The following is a 22,663-nucleotide window of genomic DNA, read 5'->3' on the forward strand; positions in this document are numbered from 1 at the left end:
TTTTTGAGCAGTGAAGGTTTTTACCAGGAATTCGAGGTTTTCAGTAAAAGGACTGACACGTCGCCCATACAATATCAATTTTCCTTGCTCGCTCCGAATCGTGACCTTGCCCTTATTATGGCACAGGAAAACTTTATGAGGCGTGAGCCAGTTGCTGATATATGGGTTATTAAGCGTTCAGATATTCGCAAATTATCTCCAGAGGAAAAACAATCTTTAAAGCGTTTGGATAATAAAGATTATCGCAATACGAAAGGTTATGGCTATTTAAGAAAAAAATGGCGCCAGTATGAACAAGGAATACTTGATGAAAAGGAAATTCTTTCATGGGGAGGTGTCAAAAAAAATGAGCAAGATTGATATACAGCAAATGGATTCCGCATATAAATCAGCATTAACGGACCTTCTATATCAGCTTGCTGATGATGATTTCATACTTGCTTACCGTGGGTCTGAATGGCTTGGCCTTGCTCCTCATATTGAAGAAGATGTTGCCTTTTCATCCATTAGCCAAGATACAATGGGGCATGCTTCTATGTTTTATCAGCTACTTGAGGATCTTGGGGAAGGAAAAGTTGATGACTTAGCACATTCTCGCAAAGCAAAATATCGGAGAAATGCTATCTTACTGGAGATGGTCAATGGTCCAGGCCACTATTTAAAAAAACCTCAATATGATTGGGCATTTGCGGTTGTTAGGAATTATTTTTATGTGCAGATGAAGAAAATACGAATGGATTCTTTAAAAAATTCATCATATGAACCACTTGCTCAAATCGCAATTAATGTCAATTTAGAACTATATTATCATCTTCTTCATTGGAGAACGTGGTTTGTACAGTTGATGCAGGCTGGTGATGAAGCAAGGAAGAGAATGGAGGCTGCCATAAATCGAGTGTTTGATGATTTTGGTGGAGTCTTATCACTCGGACCTTTAGGACAGGAGATGTCTAAATCAGGTTTGATTGAGCCTGAGGAAATCTTAAAGAAGAAATGGATTCTAGTATTGGAGCCTGTCTTTGATTCTATCAATTTATCAATGCCTGCCAATTTTGGAATAAAAAATGGGAATGGGCGTAAAGGGGAGCATACAGAAGATTTAGATTCAGCATTGAGCATTCTTTCTGAGGTATATCGTGTAAACCCTGCCGCAGCATGGTAGGAAAAAGGAATGATAAACATGGAGCAGATTGAAATAACAGTGTCCAACATATTGGATGCCCTTCATCGAGTCAAAGATCCAGAAATTGATACAATTTCGATTGTTGACTTAGGGATGGTTGAGAAAGTAACAGTTAATGATCATTTAATATGCATCGACTTGCTGCCAACTTTCATGGGTTGTCCAGCTTTAGAAATTATTCGCAATAATGTCGTTAACGAGCTTAAATGTTTTATGGGTATAGATTTTATAAAGGTTCAGTTTATTTATCATCCACCTTGGACTACTGACAGAGTGACAGAAGAGGGAAGAGAAAATTTAAAAAAGTTCGGAATTGCACCACCTCCGAAACTTATGCCTGAGACTGGAGAATGGCATGTTGATTGTCCATATTGTGATTCTACCTATACTACACTAGAAAACCTCTTTGGTCCTACTGCTTGCCGCAGTATTCTATACTGTAAATCCTGCAAAAATCCATTTGAAGCAATGAAGCCAGTTTCCACAATGTAAGACCATCATATAAATCTATCAATCTATATAGAAAGGAAGTTATAAAATGGTTAAATTAATCGCATTATACAAACACCCTGAAAATAAAGAGGAATTTGATAAGCATTATTTTGAAACACATGCTCCTCTTACAGCGAAAATACCGGGTCTTCGTAAAATGGAAGTAACAAAGATTGTTGGAAGTCCTATGGGAGGAGAAGGGAAATATTATTTAATGTGTGAAATGTATTATGACAGTCATGAGGCATTACAAACAGCGATGAGAACAGACGAGGGAAAAGCTTCTGGCAAAGACGCGATGAAGTTTGCGGGAGATTTAATCACACTAATGATCGGTGAGGAATTAGATGAGTAACTTCCAATTTATAAATGCTTACACTGAAGGGCAGCTAGGAATCATTGTTCTGAACAGGCCTAAAGTACTTAATGCGATCAATCGCCAGATGGTATCTGAGATTTTATCTGCAATGGAAGAGTTTGAAGTAGATGATCGCATTCGAGCAATACATCTATCTGGAAATGGAAGGGCGTTTGCGGCAGGAGCAGATATCGATGAAATGGCAAATGATCATGCAATCGATTTTGAGCTTCGCAATCAATTTAAGGATTGGGACCGGTTAGCTATGTTAAAGAAGCCAATCATTGGTGCTGTTCAAGGATTTGCACTTGGTGGTGGCTTCGAACTTGCCCTATGCTGCGATTTGCTTTACGCATCTGATGATGCAGAATTCGGCTTTCCGGAGGTGAGTCTTGGTGTGATGCCTGGAGCAGGCGGAACCCAGCGGTTAACAAAGCTTGTCGGAAAAACGAAGGCAATGGAATGGCTTTTTACTGGAAAAAGAATTTCTGCAAAAGAAGCTCACCAATTCGGGATCGTTAATCAATTGTTTGCTAAGGAAATTCTTCAAGAAGAAACAATAAAAATAGCAACCTATATTGCAGGGCAAGCACCTTTATCTATTCGTTTAATAAAGGAATCAGTAAATAAAGCAGTGGATACTCCAATAGAAGAAGGAATGCATTTTGAACGGAAAAATTTCTATCTATTATTTTCTTCCGAAGATCAAAAAGAAGGTATGAAAGCTTTTCAAGAAAAAAGAAAGCCTATTTTTAAAGGAAAATAAGGGGGTGTGCATATCCCGTGTATGAAACAATAAAATACGAAATCCGAAAATCTGTTGCCTGGATTACTTTAAACAGGCCTGAAAAATTAAACGCCTTTACAGAACAAGTAAACAGAGAGGTTCAGCAATCTATTAAGAAAGCAAATAAAGATCCTGAGGTGCGTTGTCTTGTTATCACGGGTGAGGGGCGTGCATTTTGCTCAGGTCAGGATTTAGATGGTGTCCTTGAAGATATGAATCATGGAGAGGTACTTCGAAAACATTATAATCCAATGGTGTTGGAGCTCTACAAATGTGAAAAGCCAGTCATTGCGGCAGTTAATGGAGTGGCAGCTGGAGCAGGAATGAGCCTCGCTCTTGCTTGTGATTTCCGTCTTTTATCTGAAAAAGCAAGTTTCATAGAAGCGTTTATACATGTTGGATTAGTGCCAGATGCGGGAAATTTATATTATTTGCCTAAGCTCATTGGCTATGCGAAAGCACTTGAGCTTGCTGTCCTCGGAGATAAGATTTCTGCACATGACGCGGAAAATTTGGGTCTTGCTACGAAGGTCATTCCACTTGAACGGTGGACAGAAGAAGTTGCTCTATTTGCCGAGCGGCTTGCTTCAATGCCAACCGTAGCAATTGGATTAATAAAGAAAAATTTAAAATCCAGTTGGAATTTAACGCTTGAAGAAAGTCTTGAAAAAGATGCACAAGCCCAAAGGATTGCTGGTCTCACATCTGATCATATTGAAGGCGTAAAGTCTTTTATGGAAAAGAGAAAACCCGTTTTCTTAGGGAAATAATTTGCCATTTAAAAAGTAATGAACGTTTTTGATTTACGAGCACATTAATTTCAAGTGCTCGTCTATTTGTTTTTAAATTTTTTGTGAGGTGGTAATGGGTGAATAATATCGTCGTAATTGGTTCAGGTGTTATGGGGAGAGGAATTGCCTATGTGAGCGCATTAGGCGGCTTTATGACAACCTTAATTGATATAAATGAAAGCCAATTGAAAAAGGCAGAAAAAGAAATTCAATCCATTTTTGAAAAAGGAGTTTCTTTAGGGAAATTAAGTCCTGAGTTAGCGGCAGAAGCAAAGGAAAGGATCGAATTCTCAGTTAGCTTATCAAAGCATGTATTGGAAGCTGATCTTGTCATTGAAGCTGTACCTGAGGTGATGGACATAAAGAAAAATATTTTTGAAGTGATGGATCAGCATGCGAAAGAAAGCTGCCTTTTTGCAACCAATACTTCAACAATGAGTCCAACAGAAATCGGCTCATATACAAAGAGACCGGATAGAGTAATAGCCATGCACTTTTTTAATCCTGTTCATAAAATGCCGCTTGTAGAAATAATAAGAGGACTTGAAACGAGTGATGAAACGGTACAATCAATAAAATTAGTTGCACAGAAAATGGGGAAAGAGACAGTTGTTATCAATGAATTTCCTGGATTTGTAACGAGTAGAATAAGTGCTCTTGTTGGAAATGAAGCCTTTTATATGCTGCAAGAAGGTGTTGCAACACCAGAAGAAATAGACAAAGCCATTAAGCTAGGACTCAATTATCCTATGGGGCCATTTGAATTAGGGGACTTAGTCGGTCTAGATACAAGACTAAATAATTTGAAATATCTCCATTCAAAATTGGGAGAAAAATACCGTCCAGCTCCGCTCTTAGAGCAATACGTAATAGCAGGTAGACTCGGCAGAAAAACTGGACGGGGTGTTTATGATTATTCCAACGGAGGTGAGTAAAGCGGTGAAAGAGGCGGTAATAGTAGATGCAGTTAGAACGCCAATTGGGCGGTATAAAGGAGTATTAAAAAACGTTCGGCCCGATGATTTAGGAGCGATCGTCATTAAAGCATTACTTGAAAGAAATCCATCTATTAATCTAATTGAAATAGAGGAGGTCATCCTAGGTAATGCCAACCAAGCAGGAGAGGATAATCGTAATGTAGCACGTATGTCCGCCCTTCTTGCAGGGTTACCCGTAGAGGTTGCTGGTACCTCGATAAATCGATTATGCGGTTCAGGGCTGGACGCAGTTAATTATGCAGCAAGAGCAATTATTGCAGGAGAAGGAGAAATTTATATTGCCGGCGGAACAGAAAGTATGACTCGTTCTCCTTTTGTAATGGCAAAACCAGACGCGGATTATCCGCGGGGGAATATGGAATTATATGACACTACGATCGGATGGCGTTTTACTAACGAAAGGCTAAAACAAATGTATGGTGCGGAAAGTATGCCTGAAACAGCTGAAAATGTCGCAATTAAATATGGGATATCTCGAGAGGAACAAGATCGATTTGCATTTGAGAGTCAAATAAAAGCAAAAAGGGCGATTGAAGTTGGAATATTTAAGGATGAGATAATCCCTGTCACCGATACTGACCGAAAAGGAAAGATCTCACTCATCGATGAAGACGAGCATCCTCGTCCAGAAACAACATTAGAAAAACTTGCACAATTAAAGCCAATTTTCAATGGAGGATCTGTCACTGCAGGCAATGCTTCAGGTGTAAATGATGGGGCTTCAGCATTGCTATTAATGTCTGCGGATAAAGCTAAAGCTTTGGGCTTGAGACCGCTTGCTAAATATATCGTTTCTGCAACCGCAGGCTTAACACCTTCGATAATGGGAATAGGGCCAGTTTTTTCAACTCGGAAGGCTCTTAAGAGAGCAGGTCTTACAATAGAGGATATAGACTTAATAGAACTTAATGAAGCTTTTGCCTCACAATCAATTGGATGTATGAAAATGCTTGAAATGGATCCGAAAAAAGTGAATGTCAATGGAGGAGCCATTGCTTTTGGTCACCCACTTGGAGCGAGCGGTGCTCGTATTTTGACAACATTATTGCATGAAATGAAGAGAAGAAACTCGAAATATGGTTTAGCCACAATGTGTGTTGGTGTAGGACAAGGCATTTCTACGATTATTGAACAAGTATAATTGGTTGCCGTTATTTATTAATCAAAAAATATGAATATTTCGTTTTATATAGTAGAATAATTGTATAACGTGAGATTTTCGACTGACTGTATAAATGAAATGAGGAATGAAGTAGTTGAATACGAGATCAATGATATTTACATTATATGGAGATTATATTTCCCATTATGGAAGTAAAATTTGGATTGGAAGCTTGATCCGGTTACTTAGTGAATTTGGTCATAATGACCAATCAGTAAGAGCGGCAATTTCGAGAATGAATAAACAAGGCTGGGTACAGTCTGAGAAAATAGGCAATAAAAGCTACTATTCATTAACCACTAGAGGTCAAAAGAGGATTGATGAGGCAGCAAAACGAATTTTTAAATTGATGCCTGAGAAATGGGATGGACAGTGGAGAATATTAATGTATACGATCCCAGAGGAAATTCGCAATGTGAGGGATGAGCTCAGGAAAGAGCTTGTATGGAGCGGATTTGGTTCCCTCTCTAATAGCTGTTGGATATCAGCCAATAATCTTGAAAAACAAGTATTTGATCTAATTGAAAAATACGATATTCACAATTATGTAGACTTTTTTATTTCGAAGTATGCGGGTCCGCATGAAAATATTCGCTTAGTCGAAAAAAGCTGGAACCTTGAGGAGATAAACGGAAAGTATCAAGAGTTTATATCTGAGTATAGTCAAAAGTACATTATTGATAAAAATAAAATACAAAAAGGTCAAATGAGTGATGCTGAGTGTTTTGTAGAAAGAACGAAGCTCGTTCATGAATATAGGAAGTTTCTTTTTGTTGACCCAGGATTACCAGAGGAATTGCTTCCAGAAAAGTGGTTGGGAAGCCATGCGTCAGCCCTTTTTAGCGATTATTACAAAGAGCTGGCTGAACCTGCTTCACGATTTTTTGAAAGTATTTTTAAAGAGGGTAATGAGATGATGTATAAGGCTAAAGATTATAATGTATTAGATCATCCGTATATTGTTGAATAAGGGAATCTTCAAATATAAAACATTATTTTCACGAAGAGGGGATTTGGTTGAATAACCTTACAAGTTTATTGGGGATAAAATATCCTGTTATCCAAGGTGGAATGGGAAATATAAGCAATGCGATATTAACTGCGGCTGTTTCAGAAGCTGGAGGATTAGGAACAATCGGTACAGGAACAATGGGACCGAATAAAGTAGAGGAAATCATTCAGGAGACAAAAAAGAGAACAAATAAGCCATTTGCGATAAATATTGCACTTAGTGTTTCCCCGTATGTAAAGGAAATTCTTTCGCTTGTAATAAAGTATAGCATCCCTATTGTATCACTATCAGCAGGCAATCCTGTGCCTTATGTACCTAAGCTCCATGAGCATGGAGTAAAGATCATATCGGTTTCTGCATCTGTACGACAAGCAAAAAAAGCGGAGTCTGCAGGTGTTGATGTCATAGTTGCAGAGGGATACGAAGCTGCAGGTATCAACTCTTCGCTTGAGATTACTACTCTTGCATTAATACCACAAATCATTAGAGAGGTTCATATACCTGTTGTTGCAGCTGGTGGCATTGGTGATGGAAAAGGCCTTGCTGCCATGCTTGCACTTGGGGCAAGTGGTGTTCAAATGGGAACAAGATTTATTGCGACAAAAGAAGCTCCTTTTCATCAAGAATATAAGAAAAAAATAGTAGGTGCAACTGATCATGATACTGTAATCATTGGGCGCGCAGTTGGAAAAATTCGAAGAGTGATGGATACAGAATATGCACAGAAGCTTTTACAAATCGAAAAAAAAGGAACGAATCAAGAGCATTTTAATGCCTTAACTTCTGAAGAATTTCATATTATTGGTGCACTTAATGGCAATGGCATGGATGGATTTATGAATGGCGGACAAATAAGCGGTCTAATACAAGATATACCTACTGTGCATGAATTGATGGAACGGATGATGGATGAGGCGAAGCATCAGCTTTCGACTGCGATAAAAATTTTATAATGGTTATTTTTAAAAGCATACAGTATGATTTTGTATGCTTTTCTTCTTGAAATCATATAAATAATATACTAATCTAAATATATTAAATTTTTTGAATATTATTGACTATTATTGTGAACTGGTGGTAATATAACGATATAATTACGGTACCGACAGTATTTATCATATAAATTCACTGTAAACAAATGTTATTGAATAATATTCATTAAGTTCATTACATAGGCAGTCCACACTGCTATTTTTGGTAGTGTTTAATATTTTTTATTAAAAGGGGGTTTCAAAATGAAAATGAATTTAAAGTCAATATCTTTTGCGTTTGTGGCTGGTTTGCTCTTGTTAAGTGGCTGTGGGAAAGAGACGGTCAAAAATTCTGGATCGGGTGAAGGAGCCAAGGAAAAATACACAATTGGAATTACCCAGTTTGTCGCTCATCCATCTTTAGATGCAGCAACGGAAGGATTTAAAAAGGCTTTGGAGGATGAAGGGTTTAAAGATGGAGAGAATGTCGAGTTTGATTTCCAAAATGCACAAGCAGATATGAATAATACTCAAACGATCGCTAATAACTTCGTTGGGGATAAGGTTGATCTAATTTTCGCTAATGCTACACCAAGTGCAGTAAGTGCTTTAAATGCAACAAAGGATATTCCAATCTTGTTTACTTCAGTCACAGACCCTGTCGGTGCAGGACTTGTTGATGCATTTGATAAACCGGGTGACAATATTACCGGAACAACTGATAACCATCCTGAAGGTACTGCCAAAACGATAAACTTTATTATTGAAGAGGCTGGAGCAAAAACGATCGGGATCATTTATAATGCTGGTGAGCAAAACTCCGAAGTTCAGGTTGAAGAAGTGAAGAAACTTGCAGAAGCAAAAGGTGCTAAAATTGTTGAAGCCTCTGTTTCAACGTCTGCAGAAGTTAAACAGGCAACAGAGTCTCTAGTTGGGCGTGTAGATGCAATTTATGTACCGACTGATAATACAGTTGTTTCGGCATTAGAATCTGTTATTTTTGTTGCAAATAGTAAAAAGCTACCTCTTTTCGTTGGTGAACTTGACTCCATGAAACGTGGAGCAGTTGCAGCCAGTGGTTTTAGTTATTATGATCTTGGTTATCAAACTGGAAAAATGGCTGCAGAAATCTTAAAAGGAAATAAAAAACCTTCTGAGATCCCGGTAGAGCTACCAAGCAGCTTAACATTAATGATTAATAAAAAAGCAGCAGAAGAACAAGGCCTTGAGGTGAAACAGGAGTGGGAGAAAATTGCAGAATTTTTTGATGGCGAATAATAAAGGGTGTGATTCTTGATGTTCACTGCAATATTTGGAGCGTTTGAAGCTGGGATAATCTATGCCATAATGGCACTCGGAGTTTACCTATCTTTTCGAGTATTAGATTTTCCTGATTTAACGGTTGATGGGAGCTTTGTAACTGGTGCAGCAGTTGCAGCAACGATGATCGTTAACGGTATGAACCCATTTATCGCAACAATTCTTGCGCTTATTGCGGGTTTTGCGGCAGGCTGTCTTACTGGCGTTCTTCATACGTTCGGAAAGATTAACGCTCTCCTCTCGGGAATATTAATGATGATCGCTTTATATTCAATCAATCTGAGAATAATGGGTAAATCGAATGTTCCTTTATTAAATAGTGAAACGGCTATGACTAATATTAGAGATGCATGGGACAAAACCGGTTTTGATTCAATATTTAATTCAATACTTTCAACAGTAGGTCTAGGTGATAGCTTGCCAAGGACTTGGGGAATCCTTATTGTCATGCTGATTGTTACCTTTACAATAAAATTCCTAACAGATCAATTTCTAAAAACCGAAATTGGATTGGCCATTAGAGCAACTGGTGATAATAAACGTATGATTCGCAGCTTATCGGCTAATACGAATGTCACCGTCATTCTTGGCCTGGGGATTTCAAACGCAATGGTCGCATTTTCAGGTGCTTTGATTGCTCAACAGGGTGGATTTGCGGATGTAGGTATGGGGATTGGCATGATTATTATCGGTCTTGCCTCAGTCATAATTGGTGAAGCATTATTTGGAACGAAAACCATTGCCAGAACGACGTTAGCAGTTATTGGAGGAGCAATCATTTATAGAATTGTCGTTACACTTGCACTACGTGTAGACTTCCTTGAACCGGGAGATATGAAGCTTATTACAGCGACTATTGTTATTTTAGCCCTGGTCACTCCAAAAATCATTGATTCGACGAAAGAAAAGAAACGTAAGGCGAGGAAGCAAGCTGAATTTATAGCATTCAATAGTTTGCCTGACGAGAGAAAGGGTGAGGCTGATGCTGAAATTAAGCCAAGTCCATAAAGTGTTTAATGAAGGAACGCCTGATGAAAAAATTGCTCTTGACCGTATTAGCTTAACTATGAATGAAGGTGATTTTGTAACAGTTATTGGCAGTAATGGTGCTGGGAAATCTACACTAATGAATATTATTTCAGGAGTGATGTTTCCTGACGTTGGCACGGTTACAATTGATAATCAAAATGTTACACTATTATCCGAATTTAAACGGGCCAGGCTAATTGGACGAGTATTCCAAGATCCGATGGCAGGTACAGCTCCGAGCATGACCATTGAAGAGAATTTAGCGATGGCCTATTCGAGAAATAAAAAGCGAACATTAAGAAAAGCTGTTACAAAAAGTAGAAAGGAATTTTTCCATAGCGTCCTTGAAACACTTCATCTTGGATTAGAAAACCGGCTAACAGCTAAGGTGGGTTTATTATCAGGTGGTGAAAGGCAAGCGCTCTCCCTGTTAATGGCCACATTTACTGAGCCTTCCATTCTTTTACTGGATGAGCATACAGCTGCACTTGATCCTGCCCGAGCAGAGCTCATTACGAATTTGACAAAGGAAATAGTAGCAAAGTACAAATTAACAACATTAATGGTCACTCATAATATGCAGCAAGCCCTTGATCTTGGAAATAGGCTAATCATGATGGATAAAGGACAAATTATTTTACAAGTAGATGAGGACCAAAAGGGTAACTTAACGATTGAACAATTATTAAGTGAGTTTCAAAGAATTAGAGGATCACAAATGGCAAGTGATCGTGCTTTGCTATCGTAATTGCATATAAGTATTAAAGGATTAATTAGTCTTTTTCAGCTAGTTAATCCTTTTTTTGGTTATTACATAAAATGTAAACAAGGAGTGGATTGTTAAAAATAAACCACTATTAAATTCTCATATTTTAAAATTTTTAAAGTTTTTACAATTTATTGACTATTGATTATACGAAATGGTATTATATCGTTAAATTAACGTCATACATATTTAGGGATAACATCTTTTTTTATCTACAAGCTTATTAAATTTTATCTAATGATCCAGTTGATGAATTGGAGGGATTTAATGATATCAGGATTAAAAGAAGGTTATACGGTTGAATTTATGGTAGAGGTCACTCCTGATATGTTTGCAAAATTTGAAGGAAATATCGTTCATCGTACGTATTCAACAGTTTCAATGATTTACCATATGGAATGGGCTTCAAGGCAGATTATCTTGCCCTTTTTAGAAGAACATGAAGAAGGTATGGGAATGGCTGTTTCTGCCAAACATCTGGCACCAGCACCTGAAGGATCGAAGCTTAAGATTTCAGCAGTCCTATCTGAAATGAAAGATAATCATATAATGACAAATGTAACAGTAATAAAAAGTGAGAAGATCATTGGTATCGGGGAAGTAAAGCAAGTTATTCTTCCTAAATGTAAAATTGCGAGAATGCTTGAACAGTAGTTTTTTTGCCTTTGAGATTAAAGGTTCACCCGCCTTAAGAATTCATTTTTTGAAAGCGTTATCAATAGATTTAGGAGGAATTAAGTGATGAGTTTGTTTTCAAAAATAAGAGAACATGAGCAAGTTGTTTTTTGCAATGATGAATCTACAGGATTAAAAGCAATCATTGCCATTCATAGTACAAGACTCGGACCAGCACTTGGGGGCTGTAGAATGCTCCCATATGCAAGTGAGGAGGAAGCACTTGAGGACGTTCTTCGACTATCTAAAGGAATGACGTATAAATGTGCTGCAGCTGATGTTGATTTTGGAGGAGGAAAAGCGGTTATCATTGGTGATCCAGCAAGAGATAAAACCCCGGAGCTATTCCGAGCTTTTGGGCAGTTCGTCGAGTCCTTAAACGGAAGGTTTTATACTGGAACAGATATGGGAACAACACCAGAGGATTTCGTTCATTCGTTAAGGGAGACGAATTGCATCGTCGGTGTTGATGAGGTTTATGGAGGGAGTGGAGATTCCTCTGTACCTACAGCTCAAGGTGTCATTTACGGGCTTCAGGCTACCAATCAAGCCTTGTCAGGATCAGATGATTTAGGAAATAAATGCTATTCCATTCAAGGTTTGGGGAAAGTTGGTTTTAAAGTAGCGGAAAGGCTTTTAGAAGAAGGCGCGGATCTTTATGTAACAGATATTAATCAGAAAGCAATCGAAAGGCTTTTATCAAAGGCTAAAATACTTGGGGCTGGTGTAAAAGTATTAAGCAGTGAAGAAATTTATCAGGCTAATGCAGATGTTTTCGTACCTTGTGCAATGGGTGGAATTATTAATGATCAAACAATTGAACAATTAACGGTAAAAGCTGTAGTAGGTTCAGCGAATAATCAGCTTTTAAAGCTCCGTCATGGCCAAATTCTTAAGGAAAAAGGTATATTATTTGCTCCTGATTATATTGTTAACTCAGGAGGACTAATTCAAGTTGCTGATGAGCTTTATACGCCGAATAAGGAGAGAGTTCTGCAAAAAACGAAAGCAATCTATAATTCACTGCTTCACATTTATGAGTTTGCTAATACTTCAGGTATTACAACGATTGAGGCTGCTAATGAATTTTGTGAAAAAAGGATTGAGGCCAGATCTCGAAGAAATAGCTTTTTTTCACATATGAAGCGACCTAAATGGGCAGTGAGGACATAATTTTTCACCAGAATAACAACATTGATAATGTGAAAAAGATAATTGCTAGTTAACGAATTATTATTTCAAGATGATCAAATAAATTATTTAGCAAAGGGTGAGAGAAATGGAAAGTCAATTTCCTATCCTGCAAATCATGGATTGTAATGGACAAATCGTATCACCTATGTATAAAGATAATATCTCAGAAGACTTTGTGAAAAAGTTTTATAAGCAGCTTTTAAGAATTCGTCTTTTTGACCGAAAAGCTGTAAGTTTGCAGCGTCAGGGCAGAATTGGCACATACGCTCCTTTTGAAGGACAAGAGGCAGCGCAAGTTGGGAGTGCGCTTGCTTTAGAACCAGCGGATTGGATGTTTCCGACTTATCGTGATCATGGGGCAGCATTTGTATTTGGGCACTCGTTAAGAAACATCCTGCTATTTTGGAATGGTCGTAATGAAGGCTGTGTACCTCCAAATGGGAAAAGGATTTTTCCGCCAGGGATTCCGATAGCGACCCAAATTCCTCATGCAGTTGGTGCTGCTTTGGCCGAGAAGATAAAAGGCTCTAACCATGCAGCTATTGCTTATTTTGGTGATGGCGCAACATCAGAAGGTGATTTTCATGAGGGTCTTAATTTTGCTAGTGTGATTAAGGCACCTGTTGTGTTTTTTAATCAAAATAATCAATATGCCATTTCAGTCCCGATTGAAAAACAAATGAATACGAAAACAATTGCCCAAAAAGCTTTAGCCTATGATATACCAAGTGTTCGCCTGGATGGAAATGATGTTTTCATTGTTTATTTTGAGACTTTAAAGGCTTTAGAAAGAGCAAGAAACGGTGATGGGCCAACCTTGATTGAAGCCGTAACATGGAGATACGGAGCACATACGACTGCAGATGACCCATCCAAATACCGTGACCAAATTGAAAGCAATAATCGAAGAGAAGAAACAGATCCGCTGCTCCGTATTGAAAGATGGCTAAAAAATGAAGGCCTATATGAAGAAAAATGGATTCGTCAAATCGAAACAGACGCTATTCAAGAGATCGAATTAGCAATTGCTGAAATGGAAGCATTTCCAAAAGCGAATCCAGCAGATATTTTTGATTATGTATTTGCGGAGCCGACATGGCAAATTAACCAGCAAAAAGAAGAATATCTTAGATTAATAGGAGGTGAAGCTAAGTGAATACGGCGATAAAGACGAGAACCATCACGCTTGTTCAAGCGATTACCGATGCTCTTGATACGATGATGGAAGAGAAATCAGAAGTGTTGCTTTTAGGAGAGGATATCGGGAAAAATGGTGGTGTTTTTCGGGCAACGGATGGACTGCAAGAAAAATATGGAGAGGGTCGAGTCATAGATACACCTCTTAGTGAAGCTGGGTTTGTTGGTGCCGGGATAGGACTTGCGGTAAATGGATTTATTCCTGTAATAGAAATTCAGTTCATGGGTTTTATTTACCCTGCTTATGAGCAAATTATGACACACGCTACTCGTCTTCGAATGCGCACAATGGGTCATTATACTGTACCAATGGTCATTCGCGCTCCATACGGCGCAGGGGTTAGAGCTCCCGAAATTCATTGTGATAGTACAGAAGCGATTTTTACCCATATGCCGGGAATAAAAGTGGTTTGTCCATCAAGCCCCTATGATGCAAAAGGTTTGCTTATTGCTGCAATAGAAGATCCTGATCCAGTTTTATTTATGGAACCAATGAGATGCTATCGTTCGATAAAAGCGGAAGTGCCTGAAGGTAAGTATGTAGTTGAAATAGGGAAAGGAAAAAAACTGCTTGAAGGTGACGATGTATCCATCATAACTTGGGGAGCTATGGTTCCAATTGTACTAAATGCTGCTCAAGAAATGAAGGAAAAGGGGGTATATTGTGATGTAATTGACTTAAGAACATTATATCCAATAGATAACGAGATAATAGCTGACTCCGTCCAGAAAACTGGAAGAACGGTTATTGTTCATGAAGCACATGCAACTGGTGGGGTGGGGAACGATGTTCTATCCATTATTAATGATACATCGTTTTTATTTCAAAAAGCCCCAGTAGAGAGAGTTACAGGTTTTGATGTGCCAGTACCATATTTCGGATTTGAAGATCATTATTTACCATCAGAAGCACGTATCATTCATGCGATTAAGAAAGTCATGTCTTTTTAGGAGGGAAGCAATGGAGGTTAAACTTCACGATATTGGGGAAGGGATGTCCGAGGCTGACATTAACTGCTTTTTCGTTAAGCCTGGCGATAAAGTTCGAGCAGATGAACCGTTGTTAGAAGTACAAACAGATAAAATGACCGCGGAAATTCCAGCTCCTCGATCAGGGATAATAAAAGAGTTTAAAGTTGCTGAGGGACAGACGGTTGCTGTCGGAACTACTCTATTGATTATGGAAGAATTAGGAATAGGAGACAGATATAAAGACAAAGTTCAAAAGCAACGAATACTAGCATCTCCCTTCACAAGAAAAATTGCAAGAGAAAACGGTATTGATCTAGAAAAGGTTCAAGGATCCGGACCTGCAGGGAGAATTACGGATGATGATATTTATCGGTTTATTGCTGCCAAGCAGCTTCCAACAAAAGAGATTATTTCAACAAATATAGCAGAAAACAAAACACCTTCAGAAATTTCCCCATCAAGAAATGACATCATTCCATTTAGAGGCAGAAGAAAGCAAATAGCAAAGAAAATGGTTCAGTCCTCATTTACGATCCCTCATTGCACTCATTTTGAAGAAGTGGATGTAACCGAGCTTATTCAATTTCGAACAGAGTTAAAGAAAATGAATCAAAATATATCAGCAACTGCATTTTTCCTAAAGGCATTATCAGTTTGTTTAAAAGAATTTCCGATATTCAACGCACGACTTGATGAAGATAAGGAAGAAATATATCTCATTAAAGAACATCATTTTGGTATTGCGGTTGATACAGAGGAAGGTCTAATTGTACCAGTTATTCGTCATATAGAGAAAAAATCAATTCAAAATATTCATCATGAAATGAAGGAGCTTACAGAAAAAGCATTAGATAATAAATTAAGTGTAAAAGAAATTTCAGGAGGAACGTTTACAATGAGCAATGTAGGTCCATTAGGCGGAAGCTTCGGTGCAACCCCGATCATTCAACATCCTGAAGTAGCACTTGTTTCCTTCCATAAAACAAAAAAAATGCCAGTCGTCACGGATGAGGATGAGATTGTCATTCGCTCAATCATGAATATTTCAATGTCCTTTGACCACAGGGTTGCTGACGGAGCAACAGCTGTCAAATTTACAAATCGATTCGCACAATTCATACAAAACCCAAAATTGCTATTGCTGGAGTTGGTGTAAATGGTTGTCGGGGAACTTGCACATGAACGTGATCTCATTATTATTGGCGGAGGTCCTGGTGGTTACAATGCAGCTATTCGCGCCTCACAGCTTGGAATGAAAGTTACACTCATTGAAAAGGATCAGCTTGGAGGTGTATGTCTTAATTATGGCTGCATACCTTCGAAGGTATTGACCTATGGAGCAGAAAAATATGTTACTTCTCATGACGATGCGGAGTTAGGAATCGAAAGGAAAGGCATTCATTTTAATATAGAGACACTACTAACCTATAAAATAAAAACAATTGCTAACCTTCGGGAGGGTGTCACTTCATTAATTAAGGCAAATAAAATTGAGTTACTCCATGGTTCTGCCTTCTTTCTTTCGGAGGAGCGGATTGGTGTAGAAAATGGGGATCAGTTTGAAGTATTTCGATTTAAACATGCCATCATTGCAGCTGGTTGCTCAACGAAACAACCTGAAGGAATCATAATCGATAATAATCGGATATTTGATTCTAGGTCCATCACAAACATAAATATTGTACCTGAAAAGCTAGTCGTATATGGACATGATTATATTGCTCTAGAAATGGCAATGGCTTACAATGCTTTCGGCTCCGAAGTGATGATCATATTAAAGCATGATGAGTTTGATTTTGACTCCTCGATAAATCGTGAGTTAAAGAGACTATTAAAAAAGTATCGTATCCAGATCATGAGGAGCACCAAAATTAATGAAGCATATGCTGAAGAGGAAAAGGTTTCTATTATCCTACAAAATAAGACAGGCATAGAAAAAATATCAGCTTCACATTTATTTATTTCTAACCTAGAAACTCCAAATTCGAATCATTTAGGTATTACTCGAATTGGGGTAGAAACAACAAAGGAAGGGTTTATAAGAGTTAATGATCAATGTCGAACGTCAATCTCGAACATTTTTGCGGTAGGTGATATAACGGAGGGTCCTAATTTAGCAGTAAAGGCAATAAAGCAGGGGAAAACGGCAGCAGAAATCATTGCAGGGATCCCAGCTGAAGCTGATTTTCGATTTTTACCAATAGTAGTACACACAAGACCCCCAATCGCGTCTGTTGGACTAACTGAAGAAGAAGCCATAAGTCAAGGATATTCCATCGATATAGGCCAATTTCCCTTATCTAGCAATGGTTTCTCAGCCATCATCGGAAAAAAAGAAGGATTTATTAAGCTTATTTTCGATAAAGAAAATCAAATGCTAATTGGAATGCACATAATAGGAGACGGCGCGATTGAACTAATATCCAGCGGAATCTTATCCTTGGAAATGGCTTCGCGTGACGAAGATTTACTTTTTCCAACCTATCCCCATCCAAGCATGAACGAGGGAATATTAGAAGCGGTTGAAGCGATAAAAAATCAGGCAATACATCTTTCGCCTAAATTTAAAAAAGGAATTCAAGTTTAAAATAAAGAGGAAGCTTTTCAATACTTTACTGCAGAAGTGCATTGTAGCTTTAACTTGTATTCTTGAAAACATTTCAACTATTAATATAATATTAATTCTGAATATTAATAATTTTGTAATTTAGGAGGAAAAAAGAATGCAAGAAAATACTCAAGCTAAGCAACAAAAGGCCGAGGATTTTTTTCCGGTAAAAGAAGTTGATTATTTAGAGATTTATTCAGGAAATGCTAAACAATCATGCCATTATTTTTGCTCTGCATTTGGATTTAAACCTGTGGCCTATTCAGGTTTAGAAACTGGTAATCGGGAGACGGTTTCATATGTACTTCAGCAAAGAAAAATTCGCCTTGTCATAACGGGATCTTTAACGGAAAGCAGCAGGGTTGCTTCCTTTGTGAAAAAGCATGGAGATGGCGTAAAGGATGTAGCTTTAACAGTTGATGATGTAGAGAAAGCATATAATGAAGCAGTTTCTAGGGGAGCAATTGAAATTGTACCTCCATTTGAAATCAAGGATGAGCATGGAACTGTAAAGAAGGCAGTAATTGGAACATATGGCGATACGATTCACACATTAGTTGAAAGAAATAACTATAAAGGTATTTTTATGCCCGGGTATGAACCGTTAGAAATGAATGTACCATTTGAGGACGCGGGCTTTATCGGGATTGATCATGTCGTTGGAAATGTTGAAAGTATGGAAGAATGGGTTAGTTATTATGCAAATGTAATGGGCTTTAAGGAAATGACACATTTCACAGATAAGGATATAAGCACGGAATATTCAGCATTAATGTCTAAAGTTATGCATAATGGCGGAAGAATAAAATTCCCTATTAATGAGCCAGCAGAGGGAAAACGGAAATCACAAATTGAAGAGTATCTTGACTTCTATAATGGTCCTGGTGTTCAGCATCTTGCACTTTTAACAGAGGATATCGTAAGTACGGTCAGCATTCTTCGCAAGAATGGAGTAGAATTTCTGAATACTCCTGCCGCATATTATGGTGAAGCGTTAACATACCGTGTTGGAAAAATTGATGAAGAAATCGAAAAACTAAAAGAATTAAGTATATTAGTAGATCGCGATGATGAAGGCTATTTGCTGCAAATCTTCACAAAGCCAGTTGTTGATCGTCCAACATTATTTATTGAGGTCATTCAGCGTAAAGGTGCGAGAGGATTTGGAGAAGGTAATTTCAAGGCCTTATTTGAATCGATTGAACGAGAACAAGAAAGACGAGGAAATCTCTAAGATCGATAGAAGAAAAGGATGGGCAAATGTCCTTACTCTTTAAAGATAGCTCAGGTAAACAACGTAATCGCAGTTAAACTAGAGGTGTTAACATGGTAAAAATCCAAACAAAACGTGCAATCGAAGAGATGACTTCCTACCCGCTTGGGTTTACACCAGAGGAACTAATGAATCAATACCATCTCAAAACGATTCGAAAAATGTCTGATAATGAAAATATTTATGGGTGTTCTCCAAATGTTAGGGAGTCCATCATTCAAAATATGCAAAAGTTATTTTTGTATCCTGATGGCAAGACATCCTTATTAATCCAAAAACTATCCGCCTTTTATAACCTTAATGCAGAACAATTAATTATAGGGAATGGCTCTGAAGAACTTATAAGACTTTTAACAAGAGCATTTATAAATCCAGGGGATGAAGCAGTACTAGCTGATATGACCTTCCCGAGATATGAAGCAAATATCGTAATAGAAGGCGGAATATCAGTCAAAGTTCCTCTAGCTAATGGGGTTCATGATCTTCCAGCCATGTATGAAAAAATAACGCCACGTACAAAAATGATATTTATTTGTAATCCAAATAACCCAACTGGAACAATTGTGGAAAAGCAAGAGCTTTATCATTTCATAGAAAAAGTTCCAGAGAATATATTGATTGTTTTAGATGAGGCTTACTACGAGTATGTAACGAGCAATGGTTACTTACAATCAGTTCCACTTATTGATAAACATTCCAATCTAGTCATATTACGAACCTTTTCAAAAATATATGGGCTGGCTGGACTGCGTGTTGGTTATGGAATCATGAATTCTAATATTGTGCATGAGCTTCATAAAGTAAAAGACGTTTTTAACGTAAATCAATTAGCACAGACTGCAGCTGTTACCGCACTTGAAAACAAGGATTTTATTCTTGATTGTGCAGATAAAAATGATAAAGAAAGAATTTTTGTCTGTGAGTTTTTAGAAAAAAATGGTTTAAATTATTATCCCTCACAAACAAATTTTGTATTTATTTATTGTCAATTCCCAGTTGTTGAGAAATTAATCTCGAATGGTTTCCTTGTTCGGGAATTGAAATATCATGGATATACAGATGCATTTAGAATCACACTTGGCACACGAGAAGATAATAAAGCCTTTCTTGAAGTAATCAGTCAAATTATTAGTGAAAGAGCGGTGGAAAATGGAAATAACGCCAGGAAATCTTGAATGGAGAGACGCATATAAGCTTTTGGCTGGTTCAATTTTACCTCGTCCAATTGCATTTGTTACGACATTAGACGCAGCTGGCGTTACGAATGCAGCGCCATTTAGTTTCTTTACTGCAATTTGTGCGGATCCAATGCTGATTTGTTTTTCACCGATGAGAAGAGGGACGGATGGCCATAAAAAGGATACACTTCTTAATATTGAAGCAACAAAAGAATTTGTTATTAATATAGTCAGTGAGGATTTAACAGAAAAAATGAATATTTGTGCAGCTGAGTATTCAGCTGATATTGATGAGCTAGAGATCGCAGGGCTAACAAAGGAAGAAAGTTCCTTTGTAAAACCTCCAAGAATTAAGGAATCGAAAGTTCACCTTGAATGTAGTCTGCACGAGGTCCTTCATTTTGGAGATCATGTTGGCGCAGGAAGCCTTGTCATCGGCAAAGTTGAACATGTTCATGTTGCTGATGAGCTTTATGAGAATGGGAGAATACTTACTGAAAAGCTAAAACCAGTAGGACGCATGGCAGGACATATGTATACAAAGGCAATGGCAGAAGTCTTTGAATTAGTGCGAAAAATGTGACTAAGGTGATGCTATGAAATTCGTAACTTTTCAAAAGAAGGACGGGTCGATTCGAGCAGGATGGATCGTGAATGAACAATATGTTATTGATATGCATGAAGCCTCAAATGGAGTACTGCCAAAAGATTTGCTTTCATTTATAGAAAATCATTCATTTTTCATGAATTTTATATCATCATCTCAATTAAATGAAAAGAAAGTCTATCCTCTCAAAGATGTTTTACTTAAAGCGCCGCTGCCGAACCCGAAAAGCTTTAGAGATTTTTATGCTTTTGAAGAGCATGTGAAAACAGCTAGAGAAAATCGCGGTTTAGAAATGATTCCAGAATGGTATGAAATCCCAGTATTTTATTTTTCAAACCATTTAGCCATAAAAGGACCTAATGAAAAGATAGATAGGCCTGAAAATTGTCAATGGCTTGATTATGAATTGGAGATTGCCTGTATCCTTGGAAAGGAAGGCAAGAATATTAAGGCAGAAAACGCGGAAGATTATATTTTCGGTTACTGTATTTTAAATGACTGGAGTGCAAGGGATTTACAAAGAAAAGAAATGAAAGTAGGACTTGGTCCTGCAAAAGGCAAGGATTTTTCAACATCCATAGGACCTTATATCATAACAAAAGATGAATTAGAAGATTACCGGATTGAGAATGGGTATGATTTAACGATGACGGCGAAGGTCAATGGCGTCCTTTTATCTGAAGGGAATATGAAGGATCTATACTATTCATTCGGAGAAATGATTGAGTGTGCTTCAGATGGAGTTACATTATATCCTGGTGAAATAATTGGTTCAGGAACGGTAGGGAGCGGATGTATTTTAGAGCTTGGCACAGATGTTCATCCCTGGCTTGAGCCTAGTGATGAGATAGAATTAGAAATAACAGCGCTCGGAAAATTAGTAAATATGATTAACAGCAAGTGAGGTGGAAAAATGTTTTACCGGAAAATGGGGGAAATTCCTCATAAGCGTCATACGATGTTTAAAAAAGAGGATGGTTCACTCTATCGTGAGCAAGTGATGGGAACGAAGGGGTTTTCTGGGACACAATCGATTTTATATCATCATTATATGCCAACCGAAGTGTCTCAAAGCCAATTGATAGGTAAATACCTACCAGAATACGAAGATCAAGATAGCCTAAAGCATCGTCATCTTATGACAGACAAAATTGAGAAAAAAGGCGATGCATTGAATGCTAGAAATTATTTATTAGGCAATGATGATTTATTAATTGGAACAATGAATATAAATGAAGCCATGGAAAGCTATTATCGTAATGGTGATGGCGATGAAATGCTTTACATTCATTACGGAACTGGCAAAATCGAAACAATGTTCGGTACTATTACGTATCATCCTGGGGATTATGTGATTATCCCGATCGGTACAATATACAGGGTGATTCCGGGTGAAAGTGAAATTTCAAAAGTATTATTTATTGAATCATTTAGCCAATTAACCACTCCTAAAAGATATCGGAATGAATATGGACAATTATTAGAGCATAGCCCATTTTGTGAAAGAGATATTCGCGGGCCCGAGAAATTAGAAACCTTTGATGAAAAGGGTGAATTTAAGGTCATAACCAAAACGAGGGGATATCTGCATTCTCATGTGCTAAATCATCACCCTTTAGATGTGATAGGTTGGGATGGCTACTTATATCCATGGGTTTTCAATATAAAGGATTTTGAGCCGATCACAGGGAGAGTTCATCAGCCGCCTCCAGTTCATCAAACATTCGAAGGTCATAATTTCGTAGTTTGCTCTTTCGTACCACGACTATTCGACTATCATCCAGAAGCGATTCCTGCTCCATATTATCATAGCAATGTGAATAGCGATGAACTTCTTTATTATGCTGAAGGGAATTTTATGAGCAGGAAGGGGATTAATAAAGAGTCCATCACCCTTCATCCGAGCGGTATTCCACATGGTCCACATCCGGGAACGACAGAAGCTAGCATAGGGAAAAAGGAAACACTTGAGCTCGCGGTTATGATTGATACGTTTAGACCGTTGAAAGTCGTAAAGCAGGCAAAAGAAATCGAGGACGAAAATTATATGTTTACGTGGGTGTAAATTTTTTTTAGTTATGTTTGTTTAA

Annotated in this window: 24 protein-coding genes; all 24 read left to right on the forward strand. The window is 37.8% G+C overall.

The annotated features are described in order from the left end of the window. Positions 1-3: 3 nt before the first annotated feature. The 24 genes from paaB (at position 4) to FSZ17_RS10765 (ending at position 22,638) form a co-directional block, all read left to right on the forward strand. Positions 4-360, forward strand: a complete 357-nt coding sequence (gene paaB / locus FSZ17_RS10650) for a 1,2-phenylacetyl-CoA epoxidase subunit PaaB (protein ID WP_057770084.1) — start codon at positions 4-6, stop codon at positions 358-360. Then, positions 347-1,162 carry a 1,2-phenylacetyl-CoA epoxidase subunit PaaC gene (paaC, locus tag FSZ17_RS10655; RefSeq protein ID WP_057770087.1) on the forward strand — a complete coding sequence of 272 codons (816 nt, stop codon included), beginning with the start codon at positions 347-349 and terminating at the stop codon, positions 1,160-1,162. Before paaB ends, paaC begins: the two co-directional genes overlap by 14 nt. A gap of 18 nt (positions 1,163-1,180) precedes the next feature. Then, complete coding sequence (gene paaD / locus FSZ17_RS10660; RefSeq protein WP_057770093.1) at positions 1,181-1,675, forward strand: 1,2-phenylacetyl-CoA epoxidase subunit PaaD; 495 nt, start codon at positions 1,181-1,183, stop codon at positions 1,673-1,675. A gap of 46 nt (positions 1,676-1,721) precedes the next feature. Continuing rightward, positions 1,722-2,030, forward strand: coding sequence for an EthD family reductase (locus tag FSZ17_RS10665; protein ID WP_057770095.1), 309 nt, complete (start codon positions 1,722-1,724; stop codon positions 2,028-2,030). Beyond that, positions 2,023-2,799 carry an enoyl-CoA hydratase-related protein gene (locus FSZ17_RS10670; RefSeq protein ID WP_057770097.1) on the forward strand — a complete coding sequence of 259 codons (777 nt, stop codon included), beginning with the start codon at positions 2,023-2,025 and terminating at the stop codon, positions 2,797-2,799. Before FSZ17_RS10665 ends, FSZ17_RS10670 begins: the two co-directional genes overlap by 8 nt. A 17-nt stretch (positions 2,800-2,816) precedes the next feature. Next, complete coding sequence (locus FSZ17_RS10675) at positions 2,817-3,590, forward strand: enoyl-CoA hydratase-related protein (protein WP_057770099.1); 774 nt, start codon at positions 2,817-2,819, stop codon at positions 3,588-3,590. A gap of 131 nt (positions 3,591-3,721) precedes the next feature. Continuing rightward, complete coding sequence (locus FSZ17_RS10680) at positions 3,722-4,546, forward strand: 3-hydroxyacyl-CoA dehydrogenase (protein WP_057770684.1); 825 nt, start codon at positions 3,722-3,724, stop codon at positions 4,544-4,546. A gap of 4 nt (positions 4,547-4,550) precedes the next feature. Beyond that, the gene (locus tag FSZ17_RS10685; RefSeq protein ID WP_057770686.1) at positions 4,551-5,750 is read left to right on the forward strand and encodes an acetyl-CoA C-acyltransferase; all 1,200 of its coding nucleotides are present in this window, start codon (positions 4,551-4,553) and stop codon (positions 5,748-5,750) included. Between the two features lie 115 nt (positions 5,751-5,865). Next, a complete protein-coding gene (paaX, locus tag FSZ17_RS10690) occupies positions 5,866-6,741 on the forward strand; it encodes a phenylacetic acid degradation operon negative regulatory protein PaaX (RefSeq protein ID WP_057770101.1) in 876 nt (291 codons plus the stop codon). A 47-nt stretch (positions 6,742-6,788) separates the two neighbouring features. Further along, complete coding sequence (locus tag FSZ17_RS10695) at positions 6,789-7,736, forward strand: NAD(P)H-dependent flavin oxidoreductase (RefSeq protein ID WP_057770103.1); 948 nt, start codon at positions 6,789-6,791, stop codon at positions 7,734-7,736. Between the two features lie 282 nt (positions 7,737-8,018). Next, positions 8,019-9,032 carry an ABC transporter substrate-binding protein gene (locus FSZ17_RS10700; RefSeq protein WP_057770108.1) on the forward strand — a complete coding sequence of 338 codons (1,014 nt, stop codon included), beginning with the start codon at positions 8,019-8,021 and terminating at the stop codon, positions 9,030-9,032. An 18-nt stretch (positions 9,033-9,050) separates the two neighbouring features. Further along, on the forward strand, positions 9,051-10,082 hold the full coding sequence (locus tag FSZ17_RS10705; protein ID WP_057770114.1) for an ABC transporter permease: 1,032 nt from the start codon (positions 9,051-9,053) through the stop codon (positions 10,080-10,082). Continuing rightward, positions 10,057-10,851, forward strand: a complete 795-nt coding sequence (locus FSZ17_RS10710; RefSeq protein WP_057770116.1) for an ABC transporter ATP-binding protein — start codon at positions 10,057-10,059, stop codon at positions 10,849-10,851. The genes FSZ17_RS10705 and FSZ17_RS10710 overlap by 26 nt, the downstream gene beginning before the upstream one ends. Positions 10,852-11,136: 285 nt before the next feature. Next, entirely contained in the window at positions 11,137-11,523 is a 387-nt protein-coding gene (locus tag FSZ17_RS10715) for a thioesterase family protein (RefSeq protein WP_057770118.1), read from the forward strand. Between the two features lie 87 nt (positions 11,524-11,610). Next, complete coding sequence (locus FSZ17_RS10720) at positions 11,611-12,717, forward strand: Leu/Phe/Val dehydrogenase (protein WP_057770120.1); 1,107 nt, start codon at positions 11,611-11,613, stop codon at positions 12,715-12,717. 106 nt (positions 12,718-12,823) lie between these two features. Further along, positions 12,824-13,894, forward strand: coding sequence for a pyruvate dehydrogenase (acetyl-transferring) E1 component subunit alpha (pdhA, locus tag FSZ17_RS10725; protein WP_057770122.1), 1,071 nt, complete (start codon positions 12,824-12,826; stop codon positions 13,892-13,894). Beyond that, on the forward strand, positions 13,891-14,886 hold the full coding sequence (locus tag FSZ17_RS10730) for an alpha-ketoacid dehydrogenase subunit beta (protein WP_057770124.1): 996 nt from the start codon (positions 13,891-13,893) through the stop codon (positions 14,884-14,886). Before pdhA ends, FSZ17_RS10730 begins: the two co-directional genes overlap by 4 nt. A gap of 10 nt (positions 14,887-14,896) precedes the next feature. Continuing rightward, a complete protein-coding gene (locus tag FSZ17_RS10735) occupies positions 14,897-16,063 on the forward strand; it encodes a dihydrolipoamide acetyltransferase family protein (RefSeq protein ID WP_057770127.1) in 1,167 nt (388 codons plus the stop codon). Further along, positions 16,064-17,494 carry a dihydrolipoyl dehydrogenase gene (gene lpdA, locus FSZ17_RS10740; protein ID WP_057770129.1) on the forward strand — a complete coding sequence of 477 codons (1,431 nt, stop codon included), beginning with the start codon at positions 16,064-16,066 and terminating at the stop codon, positions 17,492-17,494. Positions 17,495-17,630: 136 nt separating this feature from the next. After that, entirely contained in the window at positions 17,631-18,749 is a 1,119-nt protein-coding gene (hppD, locus tag FSZ17_RS10745) for a 4-hydroxyphenylpyruvate dioxygenase (protein WP_057770131.1), read from the forward strand. Positions 18,750-18,841: 92 nt separating this feature from the next. Beyond that, positions 18,842-19,963: a histidinol-phosphate transaminase gene (gene hisC, locus FSZ17_RS10750; protein WP_057770133.1), complete on the forward strand. Its 1,122-nt coding sequence runs from the start codon at positions 18,842-18,844 to the stop codon at positions 19,961-19,963. Then, on the forward strand, positions 19,938-20,549 hold the full coding sequence (locus FSZ17_RS10755; protein WP_057770135.1) for a flavin reductase family protein: 612 nt from the start codon (positions 19,938-19,940) through the stop codon (positions 20,547-20,549). The genes hisC and FSZ17_RS10755 overlap by 26 nt, the downstream gene beginning before the upstream one ends. A 13-nt stretch (positions 20,550-20,562) precedes the next feature. After that, on the forward strand, positions 20,563-21,477 hold the full coding sequence (locus tag FSZ17_RS10760) for a fumarylacetoacetate hydrolase family protein (RefSeq protein WP_057770137.1): 915 nt from the start codon (positions 20,563-20,565) through the stop codon (positions 21,475-21,477). A 9-nt stretch (positions 21,478-21,486) separates the two neighbouring features. Beyond that, complete coding sequence (locus FSZ17_RS10765) at positions 21,487-22,638, forward strand: homogentisate 1,2-dioxygenase (protein WP_057770139.1); 1,152 nt, start codon at positions 21,487-21,489, stop codon at positions 22,636-22,638. The last annotated feature ends 25 nt before the right edge of the window (positions 22,639-22,663 follow it).

It is taken from the genome of Cytobacillus dafuensis, assembly GCF_007995155.1.
Lineage (GTDB): Bacteria > Bacillota > Bacilli > Bacillales > Cytobacillaceae > Cytobacillus > Cytobacillus dafuensis.

What these genes read in the sequence shown, in the direction of transcription:
- FSZ17_RS10720 (WP_057770120.1), top strand. Translation starts at nt 11,611, where the DNA reads ATGAGTTTGTTTTCAAAAATAAGAGAACATGAGCAAGTTGTTTTTTGC.
- pdhA (WP_057770122.1), top strand. Translation starts at nt 12,824, where the DNA reads ATGGAAAGTCAATTTCCTATCCTGCAAATCATGGATTGTAATGGACAA.
- FSZ17_RS10670 (WP_057770097.1), top strand. Translation starts at nt 2,023, where the DNA reads ATGAGTAACTTCCAATTTATAAATGCTTACACTGAAGGGCAGCTAGGA.
- FSZ17_RS10680 (WP_057770684.1), top strand. Translation starts at nt 3,722, where the DNA reads ATGGGGAGAGGAATTGCCTATGTGAGCGCATTAGGCGGCTTTATGACA.
- hppD (WP_057770131.1), top strand. Translation starts at nt 17,631, where the DNA reads ATGCAAGAAAATACTCAAGCTAAGCAACAAAAGGCCGAGGATTTTTTT.
- FSZ17_RS10705 (WP_057770114.1), top strand. Translation starts at nt 9,051, where the DNA reads ATGTTCACTGCAATATTTGGAGCGTTTGAAGCTGGGATAATCTATGCC.
- paaC (WP_057770087.1), top strand. Translation starts at nt 347, where the DNA reads ATGAGCAAGATTGATATACAGCAAATGGATTCCGCATATAAATCAGCA.
- FSZ17_RS10715 (WP_057770118.1), top strand. Translation starts at nt 11,137, where the DNA reads ATGATATCAGGATTAAAAGAAGGTTATACGGTTGAATTTATGGTAGAG.
- FSZ17_RS10710 (WP_057770116.1), top strand. Translation starts at nt 10,057, where the DNA reads ATGCTGAAATTAAGCCAAGTCCATAAAGTGTTTAATGAAGGAACGCCT.
- FSZ17_RS10755 (WP_057770135.1), top strand. Translation starts at nt 19,938, where the DNA reads ATGGAAATAACGCCAGGAAATCTTGAATGGAGAGACGCATATAAGCTT.
- FSZ17_RS10700 (WP_057770108.1), top strand. Translation starts at nt 8,019, where the DNA reads ATGAAAATGAATTTAAAGTCAATATCTTTTGCGTTTGTGGCTGGTTTG.
- FSZ17_RS10665 (WP_057770095.1), top strand. Translation starts at nt 1,722, where the DNA reads ATGGTTAAATTAATCGCATTATACAAACACCCTGAAAATAAAGAGGAA.
- FSZ17_RS10760 (WP_057770137.1), top strand. Translation starts at nt 20,563, where the DNA reads ATGAAATTCGTAACTTTTCAAAAGAAGGACGGGTCGATTCGAGCAGGA.
- FSZ17_RS10765 (WP_057770139.1), top strand. Translation starts at nt 21,487, where the DNA reads ATGTTTTACCGGAAAATGGGGGAAATTCCTCATAAGCGTCATACGATG.
- hisC (WP_057770133.1), top strand. Translation starts at nt 18,842, where the DNA reads ATGGTAAAAATCCAAACAAAACGTGCAATCGAAGAGATGACTTCCTAC.
- FSZ17_RS10735 (WP_057770127.1), top strand. Translation starts at nt 14,897, where the DNA reads ATGGAGGTTAAACTTCACGATATTGGGGAAGGGATGTCCGAGGCTGAC.
- paaD (WP_057770093.1), top strand. Translation starts at nt 1,181, where the DNA reads ATGGAGCAGATTGAAATAACAGTGTCCAACATATTGGATGCCCTTCAT.
- lpdA (WP_057770129.1), top strand. Translation starts at nt 16,064, where the DNA reads ATGGTTGTCGGGGAACTTGCACATGAACGTGATCTCATTATTATTGGC.